A 24,229-nucleotide genomic window follows, 5' to 3' on the forward strand; every position below is an offset into this window, starting at 1 on the left:
CAGATGTGGGAGGAGGCAAGCCCCCTCCCACAGAGGATTTTTGGCGTTAGTGGACTACCCAGCTCAGGAGCCACAGGCCGAGCATCAACCAGATAATCCCAAAGACGATCGACGCGCGCATAAACGCGCGCACGGCCGAGTACAGGAACAGCAGGCCGACGATCAGGGTGATGATGCTGATGATCGACGTGTCCATGCCCAAGGTGCGGGACAGGCCTTCGACAAAGTTGCCGCCGGCGTTGGTCAAGGCACCGAACAACCCGCTGAGGCCGTCGACGATAAAGCGGATGATGGAGCCCAGCGCCTGGCCCAGCCATTCGAAAAAGCTTTCTACCTGCATGTGTGTGTCCTGAGTAAGAGGTGGGCGTATCTGTGCCTTTGGTTGTAATTGCGACAGGCTAGTTCCCTACCAGCATAGAGGTTTGCCCGTTTGAGTTTTGTATTAATGACTCGGTTTGATGTGGGAGGGGGCTTGCCCCCGATGGCGGTATGCCTGTGAACGCTTTGGCAACTGACCCACTGCCATCGGGGGCAAGCCCCCTCCCACAGTTATTGCGTTGGACCTTGGCAAGTGTGTTGCTGGTGATTGCCCTGCTGTGGCTGGCCGATCGCTTCTGGCCGTTGCCCCTGCCAGAGGACGACCTGGCGCGGGTGGTACTGGCCGAGGATGGCACGCCGTTATGGCGGTTTGCCGATGCCAACGGGGTGTGGCGCTACCCGGTGCAAACCAGCGAAGTGTCGCCGTATTACCTGGACGCATTGCTCACCTATGAAGACCGCTGGTTCTACCAGCACCCTGGCGTAAACCCGCTGGCATTGGCGCGGGCGACGTGGCAGAACCTCACGGGCGCGCGGGTGGTGTCCGGCGGCAGCACCTTGTCGATGCAGGTGGCGCGGTTGCTCGACCCGCATTCGCGCACCTTCCACGGCAAACTGCGCCAGCTGTGGCGCACGGCGCAGTTGGAGTGGCACCTGTCCAAAGAACAGATCCTCAACCTGTACCTGAATCGCGCGCCGTTTGGCGGCACCTTGCAGGGCGTGGCGGCCGCCAGTTGGGCTTACCTGGGCAAGTCCCCGGCACAGTTGACCCACGCCGAGGCCGCCCTGCTTGCAGTATTACCCCAGGCGCCGAGTCGCCTGCGCCCCGACCGCCACCCGCAACGCGCCCAGGCTGCGCGGGACAAGGTGCTGCGCCGCCTGGGTGAATTCCAGGTATGGCCGCAGTCGGCGGTGGATGAAGCCCTCGAAGAACCGTTGCTGCTGGCCCCGCGCCTGGAACCCAGCCTGGCGCCTTTGCTCGCGCGCCGCCTGAACCGCCCGGACAGCCCGCCGCTGATCCGCACCACGCTGGACGCCACCCTGCAACGCCGCCTGGAAGACCTGCTGCTGGGCTGGCGCGCGCGCCTGCCGGAGCACACCTCCGCCGCCATTCTAGTGGTGGAAGAAGAGAGCATGGCGGTGCGCGCCTATCTGGGGTCGGTGGATATCAACGATGCCAAGCGTTTTGGCCACGTGGACATGATCAGCGCGCTGCGTTCGCCCGGCTCCACCCTGAAACCCTTCCTCTATGGCATGGCCCTGGACGATGGCTTGATACATTCCGAATCGCTGTTGCAGGACGTGCCGCGTCGCTATGGCGATTATCGGCCGGGCAACTTCTCCATGGGGTTTACCGGCGCGGTACCGGCGAGCACGGCGCTGTCCAGTTCATTGAACCTGCCGGCCGTGCAATTGTTGGAGGCCTACGGGCCCAAGCGCTTTGCCGCGCAGATGCGCATCGGCGGGGTGCCATTGGCGCTGCCGGCGCTGGCCGAGCCCAACCTGGCGCTGATCCTGGGCGGCGCGGGCAGCCGCCTCGAAGACCTGGTCAGCGGCTACAGCGCCTTTGCCCGCGACGGCAGGGCGGCAACGATTCGATTACAGCCGGACGATACGCTTAGAGAACGGCCATTACTGTCGCCAGGGTCCGCCTGGATTGTGCGGCGCATCCTCAGTGGCCAGGCGCGCCCGGACCGCGACCCCCGCGCCGAGCTGGTTCAGCGCCCGGTGCTGGCCTGGAAAACCGGCACCAGCTACGGCTTTCGCGATGCCTGGGCGATTGGTGTGGGGCCGCGTTACCTGATCGGCGTATGGATCGGCCGACCCGACGGCACGCCGGTGCCGGGGCAGTTCGGCCTGGCCTCGGCCGCGCCGTTGATGTTGCAAGTGCACGATGTGCTGACCAACCGCGACAGCCAGCGCGGCATCAGCGCGCCCGTCAGCCCGGTGCCGGCCAATGTCGGCGTGGCGGCGATCTGTTGGCCGCTGGGCCAGCCGATGAACCGCAGCGACCCCAACTGCCGTCGCCAGCGCTTTGCCTGGACCCTGGATAACACCACGCCGCCGACCTTGCAGGCGCTCGATCAGCCGTTGAGTGTGGGTTTGATGGAAGCCATCTGGGTCAACGCCAAGGGTTTGCGCGTGGACGCCCATTGCCCTGGTGCCGTCGGCAAAAATATTGCCCTGTGGCCCGCGCCACTGGAGCCTTGGCTGCCAAGGGCTGAACGCCGTGAAGCACGCATCCCGGCGGCCGACCCGGATTGCCCGCCACCGGCACTCGCCGCGTCTTCGCCGCTGTCGATCGTCGGCATCCGCGAAGGCGACCAACTGCGCCTGCCAGCGGGCAGCCAGCAAGCCCTGCAGCTGAAACTATCCGCCCTCGGCGGCAGTGGTCGGCGCTGGTGGTTCCTCAACGGCGCGCCGTTGGGCGACAGCGCCAACCAGGACTTTATCAATGCCAGCTTCGAGCGCCTGGGCCGCTACCAGCTCAGCGTCCTCGATGAAGCCGGCCAAACCGCAAGGCTGGAATTCAGCGTCGTCGACTAGGGCCTCATCGGGGGCAAGTCGAATCTTCGCACCTCTGAAGGTGATCACAAATCCAATGTGGGAGGGGGCTTGCCCCCGATGAGGCCCTAAAGGTTCACTTGCCTTCAAGCCCAATCCCCCCGAAGCTACCCACCTTCAGGAGCCCCCGCATGAACCTCGAACACCTCACCGAACGCCTGCATCGTATCCGCGATACCAACGACTGGAAGCAGTTCCACAGCCCGAAAAACCTGGCCATGGCCGCCAGCGTCGAAATGGCCGAACTGGTGGAAATCTTCCAATGGCTGACCGAAGACCAGTCCCGCCAGCTGCCGGCCGACAAACTCGCCCATGCCGGGCAGGAAGTCGGCGATATCGTGCTGTACCTGCTGTTGCTGTGCAGTGAGTTGGGCCTGGACATGAACGAGGTTGTGCGCGCCAAACTGGCCGACAGCGAACGGCGGTTTGCCCATGAGTGACCGCCATTTCGACCAATTGGCCACGCGCTTTGCCGAAAAAATCTACGGCGGCGCCAAAGGTGCCATCCGCCTGGCGGTGCTCCAGGCCGACCTGACCGAAGCCTTGCCCCAACGCCCGTTGCGCGTGCTGGATATCGGCGCGGGGCTGGGGCATATGTCGTTGTGGCTGGCCGAGCAGGGCCATCAGGTGACCCTGGCCGAGCCTGCCGAGCCCATGCTTGACGGCGCGCGCCAACGTTTCGCCGACGCTGGGCAGACTGCGACCTTTATCCACGCGCCCTGGCAAGACCTGCTCGGCCAACTCACCGAACCCTACGACCTGGTGCTGTGCCACGCCGTGCTGGAGTGGCTGGCCGAGCCCCATGCGATCCTGCCGGTGCTGCACCAGCTCACGGTGCCGGGCGGCTGGTTGTCGCTGGCGTTCTACAACCGTGATGCGCTGATTTATCGCAACCTGCTCAAAGGCCATTTCCGCAAAATGCGCAAGAACGACATGGCCGGCGAGAAGCAGAGCCTTACTCCCCAGCAGCCGCTCGACCCACGAGAATTGGCGGCGCAACTAGAAGGGCTTTGGCAGGTCGAAAGCACAAGTGGCGTACGGGTTTTTCACGACTATATGCCGGTGGAATTCCAGGCCCGAGCCAATGTGCAGGATTTGTTGGAGATGGAACTCGCTCACCGTCGTCACCCAAGCTTTGCCGGACTTGGGCGTTATTTGCACTGGATCTGCCGTCCGGTTTAAGCGGCCCAGTCTGCGGAGGTCGAAATGCGTCGTCTCTGTTTGATCCTGTTAGCCCTTGGGCTGAGCGCTTGCTCCAGCCCTAATCCCTATGTCGCCGCTTCGGCCCCCATGCCACCGGCCCCGGCGCAGGCAGCCAACACGTTTGACGCCAGCGCCTACCCCGCGCCGGCGCGCGACTACGGTGCCTATCGCAATTGGGCCTGGCGCAATGGCCAGCTACCGGCGGGTACCGCCTGGGCCGATTCCGCGCAAGTGGCCGAGGCGGTCAGCGGCGCCCTCGACCAGCGTGGCCTGCGGCCGTTGCACGACAACCGCCCTGCGGACCTGTTCGTGAGTGCCGATGTGCGCCTGGAGAAGCGCCTCAAGCAGGTCCAGGATGACTATGGCTACGGTTACGGCGGTTATAACCGCTATGGCAACGGCTATGGCATGTACAACTCGGTGCCGATCGTGCGCACCTATGAAGTGCAAGTGGTGGTGGTTCGCGTCAACTTGTTCGATGCCCGCACTGGCCAGCCGGTGTGGAGTGCCAGTGCGGAAACCGGCAGCCAGGGAAGCCTCAGTGAGCGCGGAGACGCCTTGCGCCAGGCGGTGCAAAAGGCAATGACGGCCTATCCTCCGAGTTAACAGCTATTCTCATTTCAAGCTCAGGTTGTTCTTTGGAGAAAAACCATGTTTCGTCGTATCGCTACGCTCGCTTTTGTCGTGCTGCTGGGCGGTTGCCAAAGCGCGCAGGTCAACCACGACTTTGACGCCAGCCGAGACTTCGGCGCCTACCGTAGCTGGGCCTGGAAAGACCCGGCGCTGCAATACCGCCCGGATGACCCGCGGATCAAAAGTGACCTCACCGAACAGCGCATCCGCCAGGCCGTGGGCGAGCAACTCGACCAGCGCGGCCTGCGCCCGGCAGCAGCTGGCACCAAGGCAGACCTTAATGTGCAGGCCTACCTGATCGTCGAAGACCGCCAGCAGCAAGTCACCACCAACTACGGTGGCGCGTGGGGCGGTCCGTGGAACGGCTACTGGGGTGCGCCGATGTACAACGAAACCCGTAACATCACCTACAAAGTGGCGACCATCCAGATCGACCTGCTCGACGGCAAGGACGGCAAGCTGGTGTGGCGCGGCAGTGACGAGCAAATGCTGGCCGGCTCGCCCAACCCGCAGGATCGCGACAAGGCCATCCGCACCACGGTGAGCCGCGTCCTCTCCAGCTACCCCCCACACTAACCCCAACACCGCCCCTCGCACATTTTGTTCCAGCCTTGTCTACACTCCACAGCAACTACGGAGAGTAAGCGCTAAGGAGTGCCTGATGTCTCCCCGACTTGGTTGCAGGCAGCGTGGTGCAATTGGCTTGATGGCGGCGGCGACCCTGGCGGTTGCCCTGGTGTTTATGCTGCTGGCAGTGGATAGCGGGCGCCTGTACCTGGAAAAGCGCAAATTGCAGTCCATCGCCGACTCTGCGGCATTGGAAGCCGCCAGCCGTGGCGGCGTGTGCAGCCCGTCGACCACCGCCAACGACTACGCGCTGCAAAACGCTGCGCGCAACGGCTTCACCGTAGGCGCCGGCGACAACAGCCGTGGCCTGACCGTGACCTGCGGCAGCCTGGTGACCAATGCCAGCAATATCCGTGTGTATACCCCCGACCCGAGCAAAAACGATGCGGTCCGGGTCGTCGCAACGCGCAGCGTGGTCACCAGTGTTATCAGTGGTATCTGGAACATGTTCAGCGGCGCGCCGGTTGCCACGCAAACCCTGTTGAGCGCCACCGCCGTGGCCGCCTACGCGCCGCCGGTGGCGCAGTTGACCATTCGCAGCAGCCTGCTGACGGTCGATTCCAGCCAGTCTCCCGCACTGAACTTCGCCATCGGCAGTTTGCTTGGCGGCAACCTGTCGATCACGGCGGCCGGCTGGAATGGCATCCTGCAAACCAATGTGAACCTGCTCGGCTACCTGGACCAGTTGGCGATCAAATTGAACGTGACGGCGGGTGACTACACCACGCTGTTGAACACCGCCGCGTCGGCCACCGACCTGATCGATGCGGCGGTGACGCTGCTGCAAAAGAATGGTTCGGCAGTGCAGGCGGTGGTCAATGACGTACTGACCATCAAGGCCATTGCGCCCAATACCAAAGTGCTCACGGTGGGCAGCCTGCTGAATGTCGCGACGGGTACGCCGACGGCGGCGCTGAACACTGGCGTGCAGCTGTTTCAATTGCTCGAGACGGTTGCACAGCTGTCCAACGGCAAGAGCGGCGTCAGTGTGGCCACCCAGGTGAATGTGCCGATCCTGGGCAGCGTGTCGATCCAGACCAAAGTCATCGAGCCACCGCAGCTCTCGGCGTTCGGCAACCCTGCGTTGGCCAAGGCCGGGCTGGCCAACAACCCGCCGACCAATCAGATTTTTGTGCGCACCGCGCAAGTCAGAACCCTGGTGATTGTGCAGGCCCCGGGGCTCAAGCTGGTGTCGGGAGTCGGGTCGATACTGACCGGGCTGGCGACGCCGGTGTCGAAGGTGGTCAGCGGCTTGCTGAATTTGAATCTTCTCGATGTGGTAAACGGTGTTTTGTGTGTAGTGGGGTGCAATGTCACTGACGTCGATATCACCACCTCACTTTCCATTTATATCGAGGCGGGCAGCGCGCAAGCCCATGTCACCGATTTCAATTGCGCCACGCCTGCCAGCAAGTCGTTGACGGTCAGCACCACGACCTCAATCGCTACCTTGGGCGTCGGCTATGTGGACCCGGCCACGGTGTTTTCGTCGTCTGCGGCGGTCAATGTGCAGCCGGTGCGGCTGATCGACTTTGGCCAGAAATTTTGCCTGCTGACGCTGGTGTGTGGCCCGCGCACCGCCGGTGTCGGCGGCGGCTTGAACCTCAAAGCGTTGTCCACCGTGGGCGCGCAAACCAGTACGTTGCTGTTTGCACCGGTGAATGACATCAACGCGACCACGATCTACAAAAGCCCACCCGCCACCGCCAACGTGATCAACAGCCTGGGGGCGACCCTGAGCGGCTTGCAGGTCACCTATGTGCCACCTACCGGCAGCACGCCCAATAGCCCGACAGCCACCGTTACAACCGCATTAACGACGGTGATCAACTCGGTGACCAGCCTGGTGCAGAACGTGCTGTCGCCGATACTCGACCCGATCGTCAATACGCTGCTCAAAGCCCTGGGCATCAGCGCGGGTAACGCCGAAGTCGGTGCCAACCTCAGCTGCCATCTGGGCCGCGCTTACTTGGTAATTTGAAGCAGTGATCTAGACCACCGGCAGCTCGACACAAAAACGCGCGCCTTGCTCGCCATTGCTGACGCTCAAGCGCCCACCCATGTTTTCCACAATTCCATAGCTCACCGACAGCCCCAGCCCCGTCCCTACGCCAATCGGTTTGGTGGTGAAAAAGGGCTCGAAAATCCGCTCCAGCAAACGTGGGTCGATCCCGCCGCCATTGTCCTCGACCCAGATCCGCACATGCCGGCTGTCGTGCTCGCAATGCAGCGCGATCCAGGGACGAAATTGCGCATCTTTTTCACGTTTGCTCAGCAGCGCGTCGCGGGCGTTGACCATCAGGTTGATCAGCACCTGCTCCAGTTGGTCGACGTGGCCTTTGACGTGTACCGCAAAATCCGCCGGGGTGATGCGCAGCTCCACACCCTTGCCGCGCAGGCCCTCGCTGAGCAGCGACAACGTGCCGTCCACCGCCTGCGCCGGATCGAAGGGCTGCTGTTCGACTTCCGAACGGCGGCCAAACACGCGCATATGGTCGACCACCCGTGCCGCGCGTTGTACCTGGGCGTCGATGCGCTGGAGCTTTTCGGTGAGGTAGTCGATGTGTGCCTCGCCGCTGCCCAGGCGCTTGAGCACGTTGGCGATGGCCATGCGCATCACGTTCAACGGCTGGTTGATCTCATGGGCCAGGCCCGTGGCCATTTCCCCGAGGGTGGCCATCTTGGCACTCTGGGTCAGTTGTTGCTGGGAGCGGCGCACTTCGGTGTTGTCGCGGCCCACCGCCTGCACTTCCACCAAGGTACCTTGCTGGTCAAATACGCCACGGTCGGACCACACCCACCAGGCATGTTCGCGACCCGGCAGTTGCAGGCTGATTTCGGCGGTGCTCACCGGAAACTCGGGGGTCAGTTGGCGGATGCGCTGGGTAAAGGCCTGGCGCTGTTCATCCGACAGCCAATCACCCAGATTCAGCCCCGGCAATTGCGCGGGCAGGCACTCCAGGTAGTTGGCCAGCGGCGTGTTGCCGAAGGTCAGGGTCAGGTCCGGGCGGTAGCGGCAGATCATCGCCGGGGAATCCTCCACCAGGATGCGATAGCGCTCTTCGCTTTGTTTGATCTGTTCGGCGGCCATGGTCGCGTCAGTCACGTCCAGCCACAGCCCGACGGCTTCCACTGGCAGGCCCAGGTCATCGCGTAACAGCTTGGCTTCATCGAGCAGCCAGTGGTAGTGACCCTGTTTATCGCGCACGCGGTAGCGGCTGCGCACGTTGCCCTCACGCAGCAATTGGCGAGTGCGTTCAAAGTAGTGGTCGCGGTCGTCGGCGTGAATCAGTGATGCCAGGCCGTCGTGGGTGCAGTCGGCCAGGGTCCAGCCGAGCAGCGGCAGCAGGCTGTCGCTGAAGAATGCCGGGTGCAGGGCGCCGTCAACATAACGTTGTACATAGATCACCGCCGGCGCACTGGCGATCAGGTTGTCCAGGCGCGCGTGGGCGGCGGCGGCCTGCAGTTGCTGGTTCTTGATGTCACTGATGTCGAGCATGAAACCGATCCAGCGGCGGTCGTCGCCGACGCCCAGCACCTGGCCCTGCACGCGATACCAGAGCGGGTGGTGTTCGGCGTCGGTGCGCTGCAGGCGCACGCTGGTCAGCAGCGGTTTGCCCAGCCCTTGCAGATCCTGCAGGCGGCTGTTGAGTTCCTGGCGGTCGGCGGGGTGGATCAGTTCCAGCCAGGTGCCCAGCGCCTGGCGGGTTGCGCCCGGTTCCAGGCTCAGGTTGGCGAGCAATTGCGGCGCGAGTTGGATCTCTTGGGTGGCGGGCAACAGCTCCCACCAACCGGTGCCGAGCAGGCCTTGCAGGGCTTCCATGCGCTCCAGTTGCTGATGGTTGCGTTGCTCGCGCAGGCGGCCCAACAGCGGGGCGGCGAGGGCGGCGGTGAGGTCCAGCCAGTCGCGCTCGCGGGTGTGCGGCTGGCCGCTGTAGAAACCGCAGAGCAACCAGGCGGCAATGCCCTGGCTGTCACGGTAGGGCACCAGAAACCCGTCGGCGTTACCGAAGACGCTGTGCAAGCGCGGGTTATCGCTGCGCCCTTCGGCGAGGCTCAAGAGCGCGTTGCCATTTACGCTGTCGAGGCTGGTGCCCAGGTGCTGGTCGGTTTGCCACAAGGCCGGGGCGTCGTGGGCGGCGTATTGGCTGTAGATCCGCCAGCCTTGGTCCTCATCATCGAGCAAGGCCATGGCCACGCAGGGGATTCGCCAGTGCTGGGCCAGGCTGCGCAGGTGCTCGTTGAACACCTCGGGCAGGCGGCTCAGGCTGCACACCCGCAACTGCTCGCTCATCCTGCACGCGAGTTGATGGTTCTGTTCGTGGTGCTGGGCCAGTTGCCGGCCAGCGAGTAAGTCGCCCACATCCAGCAAGTGCAGGCACCAGCCATCGCCGTCGGGCGCGACCCAGCCACGGGTATGCAGGACCTGGCCGGCGGCGCCCTGGAAATCCAGGTCGAGGCTTTGGCGTTGCCAGTCGGCAGGGCTGCCTTCGATGCTCAAGGCGCTGCCGGCGCACAGCAGTTCGCGCAGTAAGGGTGTGGCCTCGTGAGCGGCCAACTGCGCGCGCAACGTGCCGCTGATGTTCACGACGCGGCCTTGCGGGTCCAGTTGCACGTGCATCCCGGCAACGGGCAAGGCGGGTGTGTCGAGGACCACCGGGTGGGTGCGGCCCAGCAGGCGCCCGAACAGGTTATCCCCCGAGGTCAAAACTGAAGACTCGAGCTGGCGGTAAGATTGGTCGGCAGATTCGGCACGGTGCCAACGCCCGGTACCACCAATACCGGGAATACGGCGTTGAGGTTGGCGCTGGGGTAGGTGATCGCAACGGTCAGCGTGGTCGTGGCGACGTTGTAGGTGGCGCTAATGAAGGAGGGTTGAAACTGGAAGCTGCTGGGGATCCAGCTCAATTGCAATGCGGCGGCGTCTTTGGCGCGTTGGGTGAGCAGCGTGGGGTAGGCCGATCCTGACGTCAGCGGGTCTACCGCCATGGCCTGGCGCACCGCCTCGGCCGCCGCCTGGTTGAACGACTGCATCAACAGCAGTGGCAGGCTATAGGTGATCAACCCATAGAACACCGCAAAAAAGATCCCGAAGACCAGGGCGAACTCAATCGCCGCCGCACCTTTTTGCTTTTTAGGCAGGCCTGTTTTCATGACTGCGTCTACCCTGACGGCTACTACTTGATATCAGCATAGAATCATTCAGCGAAAAGGGATGTTTTTTACGTGATCCATGGCGCGGTGATATTGCTCTGGCTGGGGCTCTGTGCGGTACAGGATATTCGTCAGCGTCAGATCGCCAATGGCTTGACCCTGGGCGTGGCGCTGTTGGCATTGCTTTATCTGCTGTGGATGGGCCGCACCTGGCTGGGCGCGCCGGCGGGCGAGGGCGGCTGGGCGTTTGCCCTGGCGTTGCTGCTGACCCTGCCAGGCTATGCGCTGGGGCGTTTTGGCGCGGGTGATGTAAAGCTGCTGGCCGCACTGGGCCTGGCCTCTACCGTGGACCATTTGTTGTGGTCATTGATCGGGGCGGCGGTGGCGTTGGCTGGCTGGTCACTTATTGATCAATGGCTTAGGGCGCGTGGCCGTACCCCGCCGCAAGGCGCGTCAACAAAGCAGCCCTTTGCACCGTTTTTATTGACAGGTTTTGCCCTTTACAGCGTTTGGATCCATTAGTCGCACAAGGCCTCTATCGCTATGTACATAGTCGGAAAGTAGGTCTACGTTTATTGCGTGGATGTGTAGATTCTTCGTCAAAAGGGATAGGTCAACCATTTGGCTTGCCAGGCATGGAGTAGCACGTGAACAAGCTTACATCGGCAGTAAAAGTGCTCGTGGTCGACGATCAACCGTTGATCGTGGAAGAACTCTGCGAATTCCTCGAAAGCAGCGGCTATCGCTGCGTGCCTTGTGAGTCCAGTCGCCATGCCTTGCAGCGTTTCAGCGAAGACGCCGAGATCGGCCTGGTGCTGTGCGATTTGCACATGCCCGACATGGATGGCATTGAACTGGTCCAGGCCATGCAGAAGGTCGCCGGCAAGCAGCGCGCGTTCGAGGCGATCATGCTCACCGGCCGCGCTGACAAGCAGGACGTGATCAAGGCCCTGCGCGCGGGCATCGCCGATTACTACCAGAAACCCATCAACCTCGATGAATTGCTCGAAGGCCTGCAACGCCAGGAGTCGGCGCTGGAGGAGCGGCAAAAAGAGTTACAACTGGGGCACCTGAACCAGAAGCTGCAATACCTCTCCGAATCCATCAATGACCTGTACCACGACCTCGACAAAGTGCGTCGCAGCCCAGGTGCCGGCGTGGCGGACGAGGTCGAGTTGGCGGCCGACGAAGCTGCGCCGGTAGAAATTCCGACCATTTTCACGCAGCTATCGCCCCGTCAGCTTGACGTTGCGCGGCTGGTGGGCAAGGGCCAGACCAACTACCAGATAGCCTGCGAGCTGGGGATCACCGAAAACACGGTCAAGCTGTATGTGTCCCAGGTGCTGCGCCTGACCCATATGCATAACCGTACCCAGCTGGCGTTGGCGTTGTCACCGAACAATTCGGCGATGCGCCAGCGGGTCACTGCACACTGAGTGCGGGAGCGAGCACCGACCTTATTGGCTTTTGCCACCGCCCGATTTTCCGCCGGATTCGGATTCAAAGAACTCCGGGATCGGGTGCTTGTTGCTGTCCAGCCAACGTTGCAAAGCCTGCTCCCGTTCCGCGGGGGTGGTTTTTTGCGGCGTGGGCGACGCTGCCACGCCATTGACCTGCAAGGCCAACCAGTTTTCCGTTTCGGCCTGGTACGGGGACGATGGGCCGGGTTCGATAGCCACTGCGCCCAGCGGCATCAGCGCCAGGCAGATGAGGTAATGGGCTTTCATCAATCACTCCTTACTTGATGGTCAGCGGCAGGGCATCGCTGACCGCCGCTACTTTGCGCGGTGCAGTGTTTAAGCCCTTGAGCTTTGCCGCGCGCGCCTGGGCGTCGGTGACCTGCTCGGGGCTCAGGCCCAACTGGCTGACCACTTTTGCCGCTTGGCCCCAGTTGTCCTGATAGATCAGTAACGTCACCAGGTTGATGGCGGCCAGCGGGTCGCTCTGCTTGAGTTCGATGGCGGTCATGAATTCGAAGCGGGCGTCTTCCAGGCGCAATTGGTTGAGGTAGGCCACGCCCAGGTCATTGCGGATTTTTTCATCGGTCGGCGCCAACTGCGCCGCCCGTTGCATATGGGCCAGCGCTTGGACGTTGTCGCCCTTGGCCGCCGCCAGTTGCCCCAGGCCGTGCTCGCCTTCGGCGTTCATGCACGTGCCCAACAGGCTGCGGTACAACGGCTCGGCCTCGCTGCGCCCCAGCAAACGGTAGGCGCGGGCTTTGCGCTGGCGCACCTGGGGCAGGCTGTCGGGCAGGCTTTGCAGGTTGGCCAGGCTGGCGTGCAGCTTGCCTTCGTTGGCCATATCGTCGGCCAGGTTGAGCGCCAGCTCCTGGTCCGCGCCGGGTTTGGAGCAACTGCCGGGTGAGGTCAATGTGGCCCACGGGCTTTGGCCATTGGTCGCGCATCCGCCGAGCATCAGCAGGGTCAGGCCGGCTATCAATGCTTTCATCAAGGTCTCCTCAAAAGTGGGTCAACGCGCGAGCGATGCCGATAAACGCCGGGCCACCGAGCACGATCAGCAAGGCAGGAAACAGAAACACCATCATCACCACGGACATCTTCGCCGACATTTTCGAGATGTACTCTTGCAGGTTGGTCAGGCGCCGGTCATCGAGCAATTGCTTGAGGGTCAGCAACGATTTCATCGCCCCGCCCCCTTGCAGGATCAATTGCTGGAGGATGATGCAGGTGTCGGTGAACTCATCCACTTCCAACACGCGGGCGGTCTTGCCCAGTTCTTCGCCCAGCTCCAGCCCGGAATCGACCCGTGCCAGGATCAGGCGCAATTCATGGGTGAGGCTGGGGAGCAGGCGTTGGCCTTCGTTGCCCAGCACACGCAAGGATTGTTCAACCGCCATGCCCGACTCGAACAGGATGCGCAGCAGCGGAATGAAGGTTGAAATTTCCTTGGCGATACGCTGCTGGCGATGTTTGGCGGCAGCGGCCAGCACCCGTTTTGGCAGCAGGTAGCCGATGCCCAGCGCAATCATCGGGGCAATCCAGGCCGGCGACATTTGCGCGAACAGAATTTCCTGGGCGAGCAGCGTAAGGCCCATCAGCACAATCGGCACGCCGATCTGGCAGGCGGCAAACAGCGAGCGCTGGTTGGCCTTGCGCCAGCCGACCCGGTTGAGCAGGGTCTGGGTTTCGTTGTCGAGGCTGACCGAACGCTGGGCCAGCGCGCTGCTGCCCAGTTGGCGCAGGAGTGTGCCGAGCTTGTCGTCTGCAGCCATGCGCCCTTGCAGGCGCTCGGTCACCCGCCGCTCGCGGCGGCGATGCTCAAGCAGCTGGCCGCCCACCAATACCCCGGCAGCAAGCAACATCAACAGGCTGGCCAGAAGCACCATCTCAGATACTCCTCAGCATGCGCCACATGGCAAAGGAGCCCGTCAGGTCCATGGCCAGTGCGCCCAGCAACATGTTGCGCCCGGTGTCGTCGTTCCACATGTTCATCAGATAGTCCGGGTTGACCATCAAGAAGTAACCCACGATCAGGATCGGCAACCCGCCCAGTACATAGGCGGTCATGCGCGTTTCACCGGTCATGGCCTTGAGTTGACGCGCGCCTTGTTCGCGCTCGCGAATCATCTTGATCAGGTTTTCCAGCAATTCACTGGCGTTGCCGCCGTAGCGATGGTTGACCTTCAGGCCCAGTGCGAACAGGCGAAATTCGTCCTGTTCGTAGAACTCGGCGAAATCGCTGACCGAGTCCGGCAGGCTCACGCCCATGCGCACGTTGCGCTGCACGCGGCCCATGGCTTCCTTGAGCGGGTCTTCAATGCTCTCGACCCCGCCCAATACTGCGTCGGCCAGGGTTCTGCCGGATTTGAGGCTGCGCACACTGTGGTCGAGCAACTGCGGCAACTGTTCGACCATGCGCTGTACACGCTGCTGGTAACGCCAGGCGATATAAATACGCACAACCAGCGGCGGCCCCACCAGCATCAGCAGCAGGCCCAGCCCATCGGCGAGCAAGTAGCCCAACAGCGCACCGACCACCCAGCCACATATCCACAGGCCCAGGCGATCTGTGGGTTTGCCCAGCCCGGCGCGCAGGAACATGCGTTCCAGGCCGGTCCAGGTGGTGGTCTGTTCCTGGGCCTCGGGTTGGCCGTCGCCGAGACGCTCCAGCACGCGGTCGGTCTGGGCCTTGCGCAGGCCATTGTTGAACAGCCACAGGGACAGACCGATCAGCAGCAGGCAGATAAGCAGCAACACCGGTCCGGTCATCGCTTGCTCCTTATAACGGCAGGGCCGATTCGCGGCGCAGTTTATCGCCAGCCGGATTAATGGCTTCACGCAGGAAGCCATAGCCGGTGCGACGGTCCAGGCGGAACAGGGTATTGGTGACATACACGTCGTCGCGCACGCCCACCACTTCCACTACTTCGCTGACGCAGCGGCGGCCATCGGGCATGCGCGTGAGCTGGATGATCACGTCCAGCGCGGCGCAGATCATCTGGCGCAGGGTTTTTTCCGCGACCACACGACCGGTCAGGCCTACCAGGGTTTCCAGGCGCAGTAACGCATCCTGGGCATTGTTGGCGTGCACGGTGCTCATGGAACCGTCGTGGCCGGTGTTCATGGCGGTCATCACGTCGAGCACTTCGACGCCACGGATCTCGCCGAGGATGATGCGGTCCGGGCGCATCCGCAGGGCGTTGCGGATCAAGTCGCTGGACCTCACCTCGCCATGCCCCTCGGCATTCGGCGGGCGAGTTTCCAGGCGCACCACGTGGGGGTGGCCCAGTTGCAATTCGGCGACGTCTTCAATGGTTACCAGGCGTTCGTGGGGGTTGATCAACTGGCTGAGGATATTCAGCAGCGTGGTCTTGCCGGTGCCGGTACCCCCGCTGATGAGGATGTTGCAGCGCTTGCCCACGGCCTCCTGGAAGAACTCGAAAATGCTCTGGTCGATGGTCTGCATGGCCACCAGGTCGCTGCTCTTGAGCATGTCTTTGCGAAACTTACGAATCGACAGGCATGGCCCGTCCAGGGCAATCGGCGGGATGATCGCGTTGACCCGGCTACCGTCGGGCAAGCGCGCATCCACCATCGGCGATGACTCGTCCAGGCGCCGGCCCAGCGGTGCGAGGATGCGCTGCATCACGCGCTCCACGTGGTGGTCGTCGATGAAACGCAGGTCGCTCTGGTGCAGCAGGCCATCGCGTTCGATAAACACCCGGTGCGGCCCGTTGACCAGGATCTCGGTCACCGACGGGTCGCGCAGCAGCACCTCCAGTGGGCCGAAGCCGGTGAGTTCGTCGACGATCTCTTCGGCCAGGCGCTCCATTTCGTAGCGCGAGATCGCCAGGCGCATGCGCGTGATGTACTCGGACACCTTGTCGATGACAAATTGCGCGAGGGACTGGCGCGTGCCTTCGAGCAGGTTTTTACCCGACTCCTCGATGGCGTCGATGATGTAGCGATGCAGCACCAGTTTCAGGCCGTCGTGGTCGCTGTTGCCGCCAGCGCTGCGGGCCGGGCCGCCGAATAACTTTTCGCCGTTCATCGCCCAGACCCCAGGATGCGTTCAAACCAGCGCATTGAGGGTTTTTCCAAGCCCTGGGAGCGTTTCGCCAGGCGTTCGCCGAGGGTGCGTATGGCTTGGGTCAAGGGCTCGCGCGGGGCCAGGGCAAACAGGGTCTGGCCCTGGTTTTTCACATTCAGGCGCAGCTCGGCGCTCAGGGGCAGCACGGCGATGCACTCCAGGCCGAAGCTTTTTTCCAGGGCTTCGGTGTCGGGTGCACAGGACTTGATGTAGCGGTCCACCACCAGCTTGGCGTGCTCCAGTTTCATGCCCTTTTCGCGCCAGCGGTTGAGCACCGCGAGGTTGCGACGGCAGTCCAGCACGCTCTGGTCGGTGCACCACAGCAGTTTGTCGCAGTGGCTGACAAAGGTGCGCAGCGCTTCGCTGTCCGGCTGCCCGGTGATGTTCACGACGATGTGCTGGAAGTGCTGGCGCAGCGCGCTGAGCAACATGAACAGCTCGGCGGCGCTGGTGAGTTTGAGCGGTTCGTCACCGGTGGCGTAGGCCAGGATACGCAGGCCATCCAGCGCCGTAGTGAAGGCGCTGTTGATCAACGTGGTATCCAGGCGGCGCAAGTGGCGCAACGCATCACCGAAATTGAAGGTGCTCTCCAGGCCCAGCAGCGCCAGGCTGTCGCTGCGCGGTAAACCCAGGTCCAGCAGCAGGGTCTGCTGCCCGCTTTTTTGCACGACCAGCGCAAGGTGGGTCGCCAGCATGGCGCCGTCGGCGTTGCTCTGGGTGCCAAACAGCACGGTGAGGCCGCCCAGTTGTGCGTTGGAGGCGACCGGTGGCAGGCGCTTGCTCAGGCGCCGCACCAGGCCCGCCACTTCGCTGGAGCGCGAGCCGTAGGCGACGAAATCCCGCGCACCGGCGCGCATGGCGTTGAGCACCAACTGGTTGTCCATGCCATCGCCCAGGGCGACCACCGCCAACATCGGCTTGGCCTCCAGGGCGCCTTCGATCAGCGCACTCTGGGTCACCACGTTTTCGCGGTCGAGGCCGACGAACACCAGGTTGGCAAAGGTGACGTCGACCAGCGCGAGCAATTCATCCAGGCTGCCACTGCCGACACTGACCACTTGGCCCAGAGGCGCGAGTGCACCCTGGAGCCATTCCAGGTCGGTAGTGTTACGAGTAATTGCCAGAAACGTCTGGCTCAGGCTATCGCTCATTGGGAGAGTCCCGTGCGACGGTCGAAGTTGCCGTTTTCGAGGAAGAACAGTCGATACCAGTTCGGATCGTAACTGCGCAGTTTCTCGCCCGGCAGAGAGGGCAGCGGGGCGTTGGCAGCCAGTGGCTGGACCAGGTGCGGCGTGACGATCATCAGCAGCTCCTTCTCTTCGCGGCTGATATTGGAGTCGCGGAAGAATGCGCCGAGGACAGGAATGTCGCCCAGCCCCGGAAACTTGCTGATGGTGGAGCGGTTGTTGGTGCTGATCAGGCCGCTGATCACAAAGCTTTCGCCATCGGCCAGGGACACACTGGTGTCGGTACGGCGCACGGTCAGGGCCGGCACTTGGATGCCTTCGATGACCACCGCATTGCTGTAGTCCAGTTCGCTGACTTCCGGCGCCACTTTGAGGGTGATGCGGTTGCGGTCGATGACCGTGGGCGTCAGGGTCAGGCGGATGCCGAACTCTTTGTATTCGATGGAGATGGAGTCGCTGCCGGAGCTGGGCACCGGAATGGGCACTTCGCCGCCGGCCAGGAAGGTTGCGCTTTGGCCGCTCATGGCCACCAGGCTGGGGCGTGAGAGTGTATAGGCGAAGCCGCTTTGCTCCAGTGCGTTGATCATGGCCGAAATCCGGCCACCGCCGAAACCGATATTGAATACGCCATTGGTCACCGCCTGGCCGCGAAAATTATTGGTGGGGGCCGCCGCTGCGGTGCTATTGCCAGGGCTGCCAAACAGGAAGTTGCCGCCCTGGCCGAAGAGTGAGGTACTGGCTTCCTTGAGCTTGGTGCGGCTGACTTCGACAAAGCGGATATCGGTCTGCACCTGGCTCGGCAGCAGCGGGTCTTCCGATGGCGACAACGCCAGGCTGGTCAGCGCCGATGTGGCCTTGCCCTTGACGAACACCATGCTCTGGCGCGGCGTGGTCGAGCAGGCGGTCCACACCATCAGGCTGGTGGCGCCGCTGGCGACGCCGGTGAGCAGGAAGTTGCGGTCACCGTTAACGCGTACATCGGCGATGCGCGGATCGCCAATGGCCAGGCGGGTGATCGCCACTGGCGATTGCAATTCCTGTTGCAAGCCTTCGCCCACCTCGACCACGGCGGGCAACTGGCCCAAGGCACTGCAATTGCCTGGTGCCGCCCATGCGATGCCGGCCGACAGGCTCGACAGCATGAGGGCGCAGGCCAGTTGCGTGAACAGGGGCGCGTAGCGATGGCTCATTCAAGGCATCCTTGCTCAATCACGGGGTTGGTGGCGCCGCTTGGGCGCCGCGAATCACTTCAATGCCACGGCGTACGCTTGGCTGGCCGCCGGCCGCAGCCACCCTTTTTGGCGGGCCGGTCAGGGCCAGTTGGGTGAATTGGTAGAGGTCGCGGTTGGCGCTTTCCAAGGTGTCCGGCGTGTCGCTTTCCCCGGCCCAGTAGCGGCTGAGCAGGTGCTCATCGGCGCTGCGCACGGCCAGGCGCAAAACCCCGGCTTGGGCGGCGAGCATCAGGCGGCTTAATAAAGGCTCAGGTACGGCAAGCACCACGGTGCGTGCAGCCGCCCGGCTCTGGGCGGCCTGGGCACGTTCTGCGGGCGTGGTCGGCGGTGGCATGGCGGGGGTGCCGTCGTTGGCCAGGCCCAATTGGTCGCCGACGCTCAGCAGGCGCATGGCCGGTAGCACGACTTGCGCCGACTGCTCGGCGTTGTCGACGTCCTGGCGCAGGAACAGCAGCACATCCACGTAATCGCCGGGGCTCAACTGGCCACCGGCACCGATTACCTCATCCACCGCGACGGCCAGCGCACGCTCGTTGGGGCGGATCATGCGGGCGAGCGCGCCGCCGCCGGTGAAGCTGTCGTCAGTGAGCCAGGTACCGGCGCCGAGGTCGCGCAGTGGCGTGCGCCCGATGGCCTGGTCCAATTGGGTGAGGCTGCCGGCGGGCGCCGTGCGCAGTCTTTCCACGGTCACGTCGGCAGCGGTGAGCGCAGTGAAAGCGGGCACGTCATGCACCAGCACCACGACCGGTTGGCGGGTCTGGTCTTCGGCGGCTGCGACGGTATTTGCAACAGAAACGACAGGTGCGGTGGGTGCCGCGACAGGTTCCGGCTGGCGGCTTAATACCAGCCCCCAGTACCCGGCGATCAGTGCCCCGATCAGCAACAAGCCGGCCAGGACCATGCTGATGCGACTGTTCATGACGGCTCTCCCTTTCCTGTTGCACTACGTACCCGCTAATCCAAACGGGTTAATCCGCAACCTGGCTGTGATGAACATCTAACGATTTGGCTATTTGAAGGTAGCTCAGCTAGGACAAAATGCCATTAACTGACAGAAAATTTATCTGAACTCTAAACGCTGCCGTTTAAAGGGCGGGTTTGTGGCGCTAACGTCATGACTAATACTTTGTGATTAATCCGTTATTACAGTTGTGAGCATGGGGTTTGTTGACAATGCTCTAGTGGCACGCCGTGAACATCGTGCTAGAGCCGTACCGGCTTTACAGTGGCGTTTTAGGGAGAAGTCTTATGTTCCTTGACCTGATGTTGAAGTTTTATGTGCAGACGCAATTATTCTTCAAGCGCAAGGAGGGTGCTTCAGGTATTGAATATGCGATTATCGTGGCGCTGGTCGCACTTGTTATTGTCGGCGCGGGAACCGGGCTCGGCACCAAGATAAGTGCCATCTTCACTAACATGGCCACCAAGATGCCGACGGGTACCTGATGTAGTGTTGTGGTAACCCTTACGTTTATCCACTCTTCCAGGTACGGCCATGAGCGCATCTTCATCTCGCCAACAAATACTCTTGGTGGACGACGAAGAGGACGCCCTGATTGAACTTGCCGAATCCCTCGAAAATGAGGGATTCGTCTGTTTTACTGCCAATTCTGTCACCTTCGCCCTGCAAGAATTGACACTCCACCCCGATATCGCCCTGGTCATCACGGACCTGCGCATGCCCGAGGAAAGTGGTATTTCCTTGATCAAGCGCCTGCGCGAACACACCTCTCGCTCACACCTGCCGGTAATTGTGATGTCAGGCCATGCCGAAATGGATGACGTCAGCGACATGCTGCGCCTGCAGGTGCTGGATCTGTTTCGCAAGCCGATCTACCTGGTGCGCTTGATCGATACGTTGAACAGCCTGTTTCCACTGTCCAAATCCCGGTAGCACGGGAGCGTTTACGCCTACCGGACCTTTCTAGCTGGCAGGCTTGTGTGGCTGGCCGGGCTAGTGTGGCTAGCGGGCTTTTGTGGCGAGCGGGCTTGCCCGCGTTGGGGCGCGAAGCGGCCCCAGCTTTGCCAACGCAGAGTATCAGGTGTAACGCATCGGTCTTTAATTAGGGCTGCTGCGCAGCCCAACGCGGGCAAGCCCGCTCGCCACACAAGCCTGCCAGCCACACAAACTCAGCTAGCTACATAAGCCTGCCAGCCACACAAACTCAGCTAGCCACACAAGCCTACCCGCCACACAAGCCCGTTCACTACACAAGCCTGCCAGCCCCCCCCTGTCGACTCACAGCTGGTAACTGAAGCTCAGCGTATAGCGTGGGCGCCGATTGAAATTGTCGAGTGCCACGTCCGACATCGGCTTGGCCGCTTCCAGTGAGATGTTGTAGTACTTGGCGTCGCCAAAGCGCAGGCCCAGGGCCGCTGATGACATGTCGTTACCTTTGACCGGCAGGTCGTTGAACCAGGTCTTGGCGCGGTCGAACACCACATACGGCTGCAGGATGCGCACCCATTCGCCAGCGCGGTTGTAGCTGTAGTTGACCTCGTAAGCCACGCCCCAGCCCTTGTCGCCCGAGCCCTGGTCGTCGGGGTAGCCACGGCCGAAGTTCTGCCCACCGAAGGTGGCGCGCTCGCTGTCGGGCAGGGTGTCATCGCTCCAGTACAGCGCGCCGGAGAGCACGCCCTGCCAGTTATCGAAGAGCTTGTTGCTCTGCACCCCAGACAGGCGCAGGCGGAAGAAGTCCAGGTCCGGCTTGAGGCCGCCGAAGTCACTGCGGGTCTTGGCGCCCATGCCGTTGGTGCCTTGGTACAGGCCGGCGCTGAGGATGCGCAGTTGGGTGGTGTCGGCTTTGCGCCAGTCGCCTTCGACCGCGAAGGCGCGCAGGTCGGTTTCCAGTTCCAGGCGTTGGGCCAGGCCGTCGACTTTGTAGCGGGTGGTCTGGTCGACGGCATAGTAGCGGGCGCCGAGGCTCAGCGACTCGTTGGGCGACGCGATCAGCGGGTGGCTGACGCCGATGGAGTAGCGATCGATTTCCTGGTGTGGCTTGAGTTCGATGCCGTCACCCAATTGCAGGCTGGTGCGCGGGTCGGCGCGGTAGCGTTCGCCCGACAGCACCAGTTGGGTGCCCTCGGCATTGAGAAACTGGCTGTAGGCCGCGCGGTAGTAATGCTCTTTGTCATCGCCCGGCGGGAACAGGCCGCTGACGCTCAGTTGTTCGCCCATGGACGTCCATGAGTTGCTGGTGGCTGTCAGCAGCGCTTGCGTGCCGCCCCGGCTGCCCTCGTTGAGGCTCATGCTGGTGGTGAAAGGTTTGCGGCTGGCGCTGATTTGCATGTGGGTGCCGCCATCGGTGGTGCCGGGCGGCGGTACCTGGGCCTGCAAGGTCACGCCGGGAATGGCGCTCATTAGTGTGGTGTAGCGTTCGAAGGTCTTGCGGGTAAGCGGGCGTTCGGCCTTGAGCTTCTCGGCGAGTTTATCGATGTAGGACGAGACCGCGCCGATGTCGCCTTGCAGTTGGTAATCGCGGATATAACCCTCCACCAGCACCACGTGCACCAGGCCATCCTCGAAGCGTTGCTCCGGCAGGAACGCGTAGGACAGCAGGTAGCCATCCTCCTGGTAGCGCCGGGTGATGCTGCGGGTGGCTTCGATCAATTGCGCCAGGTTGGTTTCATGACCGATCAGCGGCTCGAATACCTGGGCGACTTCCTTGAGCGGGTAGACCGTGCCGCCGTCGATCTGCAATTTGCGGATGGTCACTTTGGTGTCCATCAGCAGCGGTTGGGCCCCGGTGGCGGCAGGCGTAGGCAATTGAGTCTGCGGGGTCACCGGTCGGTAGGCGTCGGCGGGTAAGTTGGGTTGAGGCAGGTTGCGAATGGTGTCGTTGCTATTGAGGAAGCTGGGTAGGGTATCGGCGTGGACGTAAGCACTGAGGGTGAGCAACAACAACGGCGTCAAAGCGCGCATAGGACACTCCATGGTCAAACTGCAGCAGCGTTTCGCAGATTCCCGCCGGGCTCTGGGGGCGCGGTTAGGGTGTTTTCAAAGGCTATTCATTGGCCTATAAAAAAAGACGAGAAACTTATTCAAGGTTTCTCGTCTCAACCAAGCGTAGGCGCTGTAGGTGGGGCCGTCTAACGGCCAGGTGCAATTCTATTTTTTACCGCCCAGGCCTCCCAGCAGCCCGCCGAGCAAACCACCGTTGGCGCTGGCACCAGCCCCTGCGGAAGCCGATGCGCCAGCCCCCAGGTTCAGGCCGCCGCCGAGCAAGCCGCCGCCGGTGTTGGTACCGCCGGTGACCAGGCCGCCGATCGACGCCACGGTGCCGCCCACTGCGCTCACGGTGCCACCCAAGGCGTTAGTGACCGGGTTAGCGTTGGTGCCGCTGATTTTGCCGCCGAGGCTGCCGACGGCACCGCCTATGTTGGCGACCAGGCCGTTGACTGGAGCGCCCAGGCCAGTGGCACCGCCGATGGTTTGGGTGAGGCTTTGCACGCCGCTGGTGACCGGGTTGAGTGCGCTGCCGATAGGGCCGGTGAGCCCGGCCACCGGTACGCTGGTGGTGGTGCTTGGCGTGGTGCCACCAAGGGCTGCCACCGTGTTGCCCAATTTGACCCCGGTGACGCCGGCGGCGCTGACTACGCCGTTGTTGCTGCCCGCATCCAGGCCGCTGCCGGCACCGGCGATCACACCGCCGAGCAGGCTGCCCAGGTTACCCAGGCCTGCGGTGACGCCACTACCGCCGCCGCTGCCACTGCCGCCATTCCCGTTGCCACTGCCGTCGGTATCGGGGTCGACATACCCGCTGGCCTTGCCGACTGCGGTGCCTACGCCATTGAGCACATTGCCCAACGCGCCGGTCACGGGGTTGCCGGTACCGCCAGCGTCGGCGACTTTATCGCCGAGGCCGTCGACGGTCGAACCGACTTTGTCCAGCAGGCCGCCGACCGGGCTGTCCAGGCCGGTGGCGTTGCCGACTTTGCCGGTGGTTTTTTCCACCAGGGACACCACCGGCACCAGCACTTTGGCGCCGACAGTGTTGGTGACCGAGCCCAATGGGCCGGTGGTGCTGGCAGTGCTCAGGGTGTCGCCGAGCATGGTCACGGCATTGCCGACCTTGCCCACGACATTCCCTACAACAGGGGCGGCATTGCCGACTACGGGTACTTTCCCCAGCAATGTCGCCACATTCTGACCGGTGACGCTGACGCCATCACCCAGGTCGGAGACGCCGTTGGCCACGCCAGCGACGGTTTTGCCCAATGCATTACTGTCGGTGCCCAGCGAGCCCAGGCCGTCCGAAACACCGGTGCCGATGCTGCCTACCGCCGTACCGAGGGAGGTCACCAGGCCGTCGGCGGTGGCGCCAACAATCGGCAGGCTGCCCAGGGTAGTGCCCAGGCTACGTACGGTGCCGCCGAGGCCGGTTACGGTGTCGCCAACGGTGTCGACCACGGTGGCGGTGACCAGTGGCGTACTGGTGGTGCCAGGGTTGGTGCCTGGGTCGGTACCGCCACCGCCGGTGGTACCCCCCGATGAAGAAGAGCCACCACTGTGATGCCCGCCACCACCGCTGCTGCAGCCGCCGAGCGTCATTGCGACTGCCAGGGCCAGCGCGGTACTTGCTTTCCAAAACACTACTTGAGTTTTCATGATTGAGTTCCTTGCACCTGTACAACCTAAGTTGTTTCAAACGCTCACTATTTCTGTGGATAGCGATGCGTTTGTCCGTGGAGCTATAACAGCCCCAGGTGCCGGTGTTCACAATGCTCAACTTGGTATTAACGATTTATATACGGGGTAGG

General features: G+C 62.8%; 23 protein-coding genes. 10 read left to right on the top strand and 13 right to left on the bottom strand.

Going from position 1 to position 24,229, the window contains the following annotated elements:
• Positions 1 to 46: 46 nt before the first annotated feature.
• Positions 47 to 340, bottom strand: a complete 294-nt coding sequence (locus tag CXQ82_RS03265; protein ID WP_101266103.1) for a hypothetical protein — start codon at positions 338 to 340, stop codon at positions 47 to 49.
• A 212-nt stretch (positions 341 to 552) separates the two neighbouring features.
• On the opposite strand from CXQ82_RS03265, the gene pbpC reads away from it, so the two are divergent.
• The 6 genes from pbpC to CXQ82_RS03295 all read left to right on the top strand — a co-directional run bounded on the left by pbpC (position 553) and on the right by CXQ82_RS03295 (position 7,327).
• Complete coding sequence (gene pbpC / locus CXQ82_RS03270; protein WP_101266105.1) at positions 553 to 2,865, top strand: peptidoglycan glycosyltransferase PbpC; 2,313 nt, start codon at positions 553 to 555, stop codon at positions 2,863 to 2,865.
• A gap of 149 nt (positions 2,866 to 3,014) precedes the next feature.
• Positions 3,015 to 3,323 (top strand): MazG-like family protein, encoded by a 309-nt coding sequence (locus tag CXQ82_RS03275; RefSeq protein ID WP_003188211.1) that lies wholly within the window; start codon positions 3,015 to 3,017, stop codon positions 3,321 to 3,323.
• Positions 3,316 to 4,065 (top strand): methyltransferase, encoded by a 750-nt coding sequence (locus CXQ82_RS03280; RefSeq protein WP_101266107.1) that lies wholly within the window; start codon positions 3,316 to 3,318, stop codon positions 4,063 to 4,065. Before CXQ82_RS03275 ends, CXQ82_RS03280 begins: the two co-directional genes overlap by 8 nt.
• 24 nt (positions 4,066 to 4,089) lie before the next feature.
• The gene (locus CXQ82_RS03285; protein WP_101266109.1) at positions 4,090 to 4,692 is read left to right on the top strand and encodes a DUF4136 domain-containing protein; all 603 of its coding nucleotides are present in this window, start codon (positions 4,090 to 4,092) and stop codon (positions 4,690 to 4,692) included.
• A 45-nt stretch (positions 4,693 to 4,737) separates the two neighbouring features.
• On the top strand, positions 4,738 to 5,295 hold the full coding sequence (locus CXQ82_RS03290; protein ID WP_101266111.1) for a DUF4136 domain-containing protein: 558 nt from the start codon (positions 4,738 to 4,740) through the stop codon (positions 5,293 to 5,295).
• An 85-nt stretch (positions 5,296 to 5,380) separates the two neighbouring features.
• The gene (locus CXQ82_RS03295; protein WP_101266113.1) at positions 5,381 to 7,327 is read left to right on the top strand and encodes a pilus assembly protein TadG-related protein; all 1,947 of its coding nucleotides are present in this window, start codon (positions 5,381 to 5,383) and stop codon (positions 7,325 to 7,327) included.
• Between the two features lie 9 nt (positions 7,328 to 7,336).
• Here CXQ82_RS03295 and CXQ82_RS03300 read toward each other — a convergent pair whose 3' ends face one another.
• Both CXQ82_RS03300 and CXQ82_RS03305 read right to left on the bottom strand, forming a co-directional pair.
• Positions 7,337 to 10,054 (bottom strand): PAS domain-containing sensor histidine kinase, encoded by a 2,718-nt coding sequence (locus CXQ82_RS03300; RefSeq protein WP_101266115.1) that lies wholly within the window; start codon positions 10,052 to 10,054, stop codon positions 7,337 to 7,339.
• Positions 10,051 to 10,500, bottom strand: coding sequence for a TadE/TadG family type IV pilus assembly protein (locus CXQ82_RS03305; RefSeq protein ID WP_101266117.1), 450 nt, complete (start codon positions 10,498 to 10,500; stop codon positions 10,051 to 10,053). Before CXQ82_RS03305 ends, CXQ82_RS03300 begins: the two co-directional genes overlap by 4 nt.
• Positions 10,501 to 10,572: 72 nt before the next feature.
• Here CXQ82_RS03305 and CXQ82_RS03310 point away from each other — a divergent pair, with 72 nt between their 5' ends.
• Together CXQ82_RS03310 and CXQ82_RS03315 are read left to right on the top strand one after the other, a co-directional pair.
• Positions 10,573 to 11,022: a prepilin peptidase gene (locus CXQ82_RS03310; protein WP_101266119.1), complete on the top strand. Its 450-nt coding sequence runs from the start codon at positions 10,573 to 10,575 to the stop codon at positions 11,020 to 11,022.
• 125 nt (positions 11,023 to 11,147) lie between these two features.
• Positions 11,148 to 11,936 carry a response regulator transcription factor gene (locus CXQ82_RS03315; protein ID WP_101266121.1) on the top strand — a complete coding sequence of 263 codons (789 nt, stop codon included), beginning with the start codon at positions 11,148 to 11,150 and terminating at the stop codon, positions 11,934 to 11,936.
• 21 nt (positions 11,937 to 11,957) lie between these two features.
• Here the strand turns inward: CXQ82_RS03315 and CXQ82_RS03320 are convergent, their stop codons facing one another.
• From CXQ82_RS03320 to cpaB, 8 genes are read right to left on the bottom strand one after another with little or no spacing between them, the layout of a single operon-like run.
• Positions 11,958 to 12,227 (bottom strand): DUF3613 domain-containing protein, encoded by a 270-nt coding sequence (locus tag CXQ82_RS03320; RefSeq protein ID WP_101266123.1) that lies wholly within the window; start codon positions 12,225 to 12,227, stop codon positions 11,958 to 11,960.
• A gap of 10 nt (positions 12,228 to 12,237) precedes the next feature.
• The gene (locus tag CXQ82_RS03325) at positions 12,238 to 12,948 is read right to left on the bottom strand and encodes a lipopolysaccharide assembly protein LapB (RefSeq protein WP_101266125.1); all 711 of its coding nucleotides are present in this window, start codon (positions 12,946 to 12,948) and stop codon (positions 12,238 to 12,240) included.
• A 10-nt stretch (positions 12,949 to 12,958) separates the two neighbouring features.
• Positions 12,959 to 13,846 carry a type II secretion system F family protein gene (locus CXQ82_RS03330; protein WP_101266127.1) on the bottom strand — a complete coding sequence of 296 codons (888 nt, stop codon included), beginning with the start codon at positions 13,844 to 13,846 and terminating at the stop codon, positions 12,959 to 12,961.
• Position 13,847: 1 nt separating this feature from the next.
• Complete coding sequence (locus CXQ82_RS03335; RefSeq protein ID WP_101266129.1) at positions 13,848 to 14,729, bottom strand: type II secretion system F family protein; 882 nt, start codon at positions 14,727 to 14,729, stop codon at positions 13,848 to 13,850.
• Positions 14,730 to 14,739: 10 nt separating this feature from the next.
• The gene (locus CXQ82_RS03340) at positions 14,740 to 16,011 is read right to left on the bottom strand and encodes a CpaF family protein (protein WP_101266132.1); all 1,272 of its coding nucleotides are present in this window, start codon (positions 16,009 to 16,011) and stop codon (positions 14,740 to 14,742) included.
• Entirely contained in the window at positions 16,008 to 17,201 is a 1,194-nt protein-coding gene (locus CXQ82_RS03345) for a pilus assembly protein (protein ID WP_101266134.1), read from the bottom strand. Before CXQ82_RS03345 ends, CXQ82_RS03340 begins: the two co-directional genes overlap by 4 nt.
• Positions 17,198 to 18,427, bottom strand: coding sequence for a type II and III secretion system protein family protein (locus CXQ82_RS03350; protein ID WP_101266136.1), 1,230 nt, complete (start codon positions 18,425 to 18,427; stop codon positions 17,198 to 17,200). Before CXQ82_RS03350 ends, CXQ82_RS03345 begins: the two co-directional genes overlap by 4 nt.
• 19 nt (positions 18,428 to 18,446) lie before the next feature.
• Positions 18,447 to 19,388: a Flp pilus assembly protein CpaB gene (cpaB, locus tag CXQ82_RS03355; RefSeq protein WP_101266138.1), complete on the bottom strand. Its 942-nt coding sequence runs from the start codon at positions 19,386 to 19,388 to the stop codon at positions 18,447 to 18,449.
• Positions 19,389 to 19,717: 329 nt separating this feature from the next.
• Here cpaB and CXQ82_RS03360 point away from each other — a divergent pair, with 329 nt between their 5' ends.
• Positions 19,718 to 19,915, top strand: a complete 198-nt coding sequence (locus tag CXQ82_RS03360) for a Flp family type IVb pilin (protein ID WP_101266140.1) — start codon at positions 19,718 to 19,720, stop codon at positions 19,913 to 19,915.
• Positions 19,916 to 19,964: 49 nt separating this feature from the next.
• Positions 19,965 to 20,363 (top strand): response regulator, encoded by a 399-nt coding sequence (locus CXQ82_RS03365; RefSeq protein ID WP_101266142.1) that lies wholly within the window; start codon positions 19,965 to 19,967, stop codon positions 20,361 to 20,363.
• Between the two features lie 345 nt (positions 20,364 to 20,708).
• Here CXQ82_RS03365 and CXQ82_RS03370 read toward each other — a convergent pair whose 3' ends face one another.
• Both CXQ82_RS03370 and CXQ82_RS03375 read right to left on the bottom strand, forming a co-directional pair.
• Positions 20,709 to 22,391 carry a ShlB/FhaC/HecB family hemolysin secretion/activation protein gene (locus tag CXQ82_RS03370; protein WP_101266144.1) on the bottom strand — a complete coding sequence of 561 codons (1,683 nt, stop codon included), beginning with the start codon at positions 22,389 to 22,391 and terminating at the stop codon, positions 20,709 to 20,711.
• A 186-nt stretch (positions 22,392 to 22,577) separates the two neighbouring features.
• Positions 22,578 to 24,077 carry a collagen-like triple helix repeat-containing protein gene (locus CXQ82_RS03375; RefSeq protein WP_101266146.1) on the bottom strand — a complete coding sequence of 500 codons (1,500 nt, stop codon included), beginning with the start codon at positions 24,075 to 24,077 and terminating at the stop codon, positions 22,578 to 22,580.
• Positions 24,078 to 24,229 lie beyond the last annotated feature (152 nt).

The organism is Pseudomonas sp. S09G 359, from assembly GCF_002843605.1.
Classification (GTDB): Bacteria; Pseudomonadota; Gammaproteobacteria; order Pseudomonadales; family Pseudomonadaceae; genus Aquipseudomonas.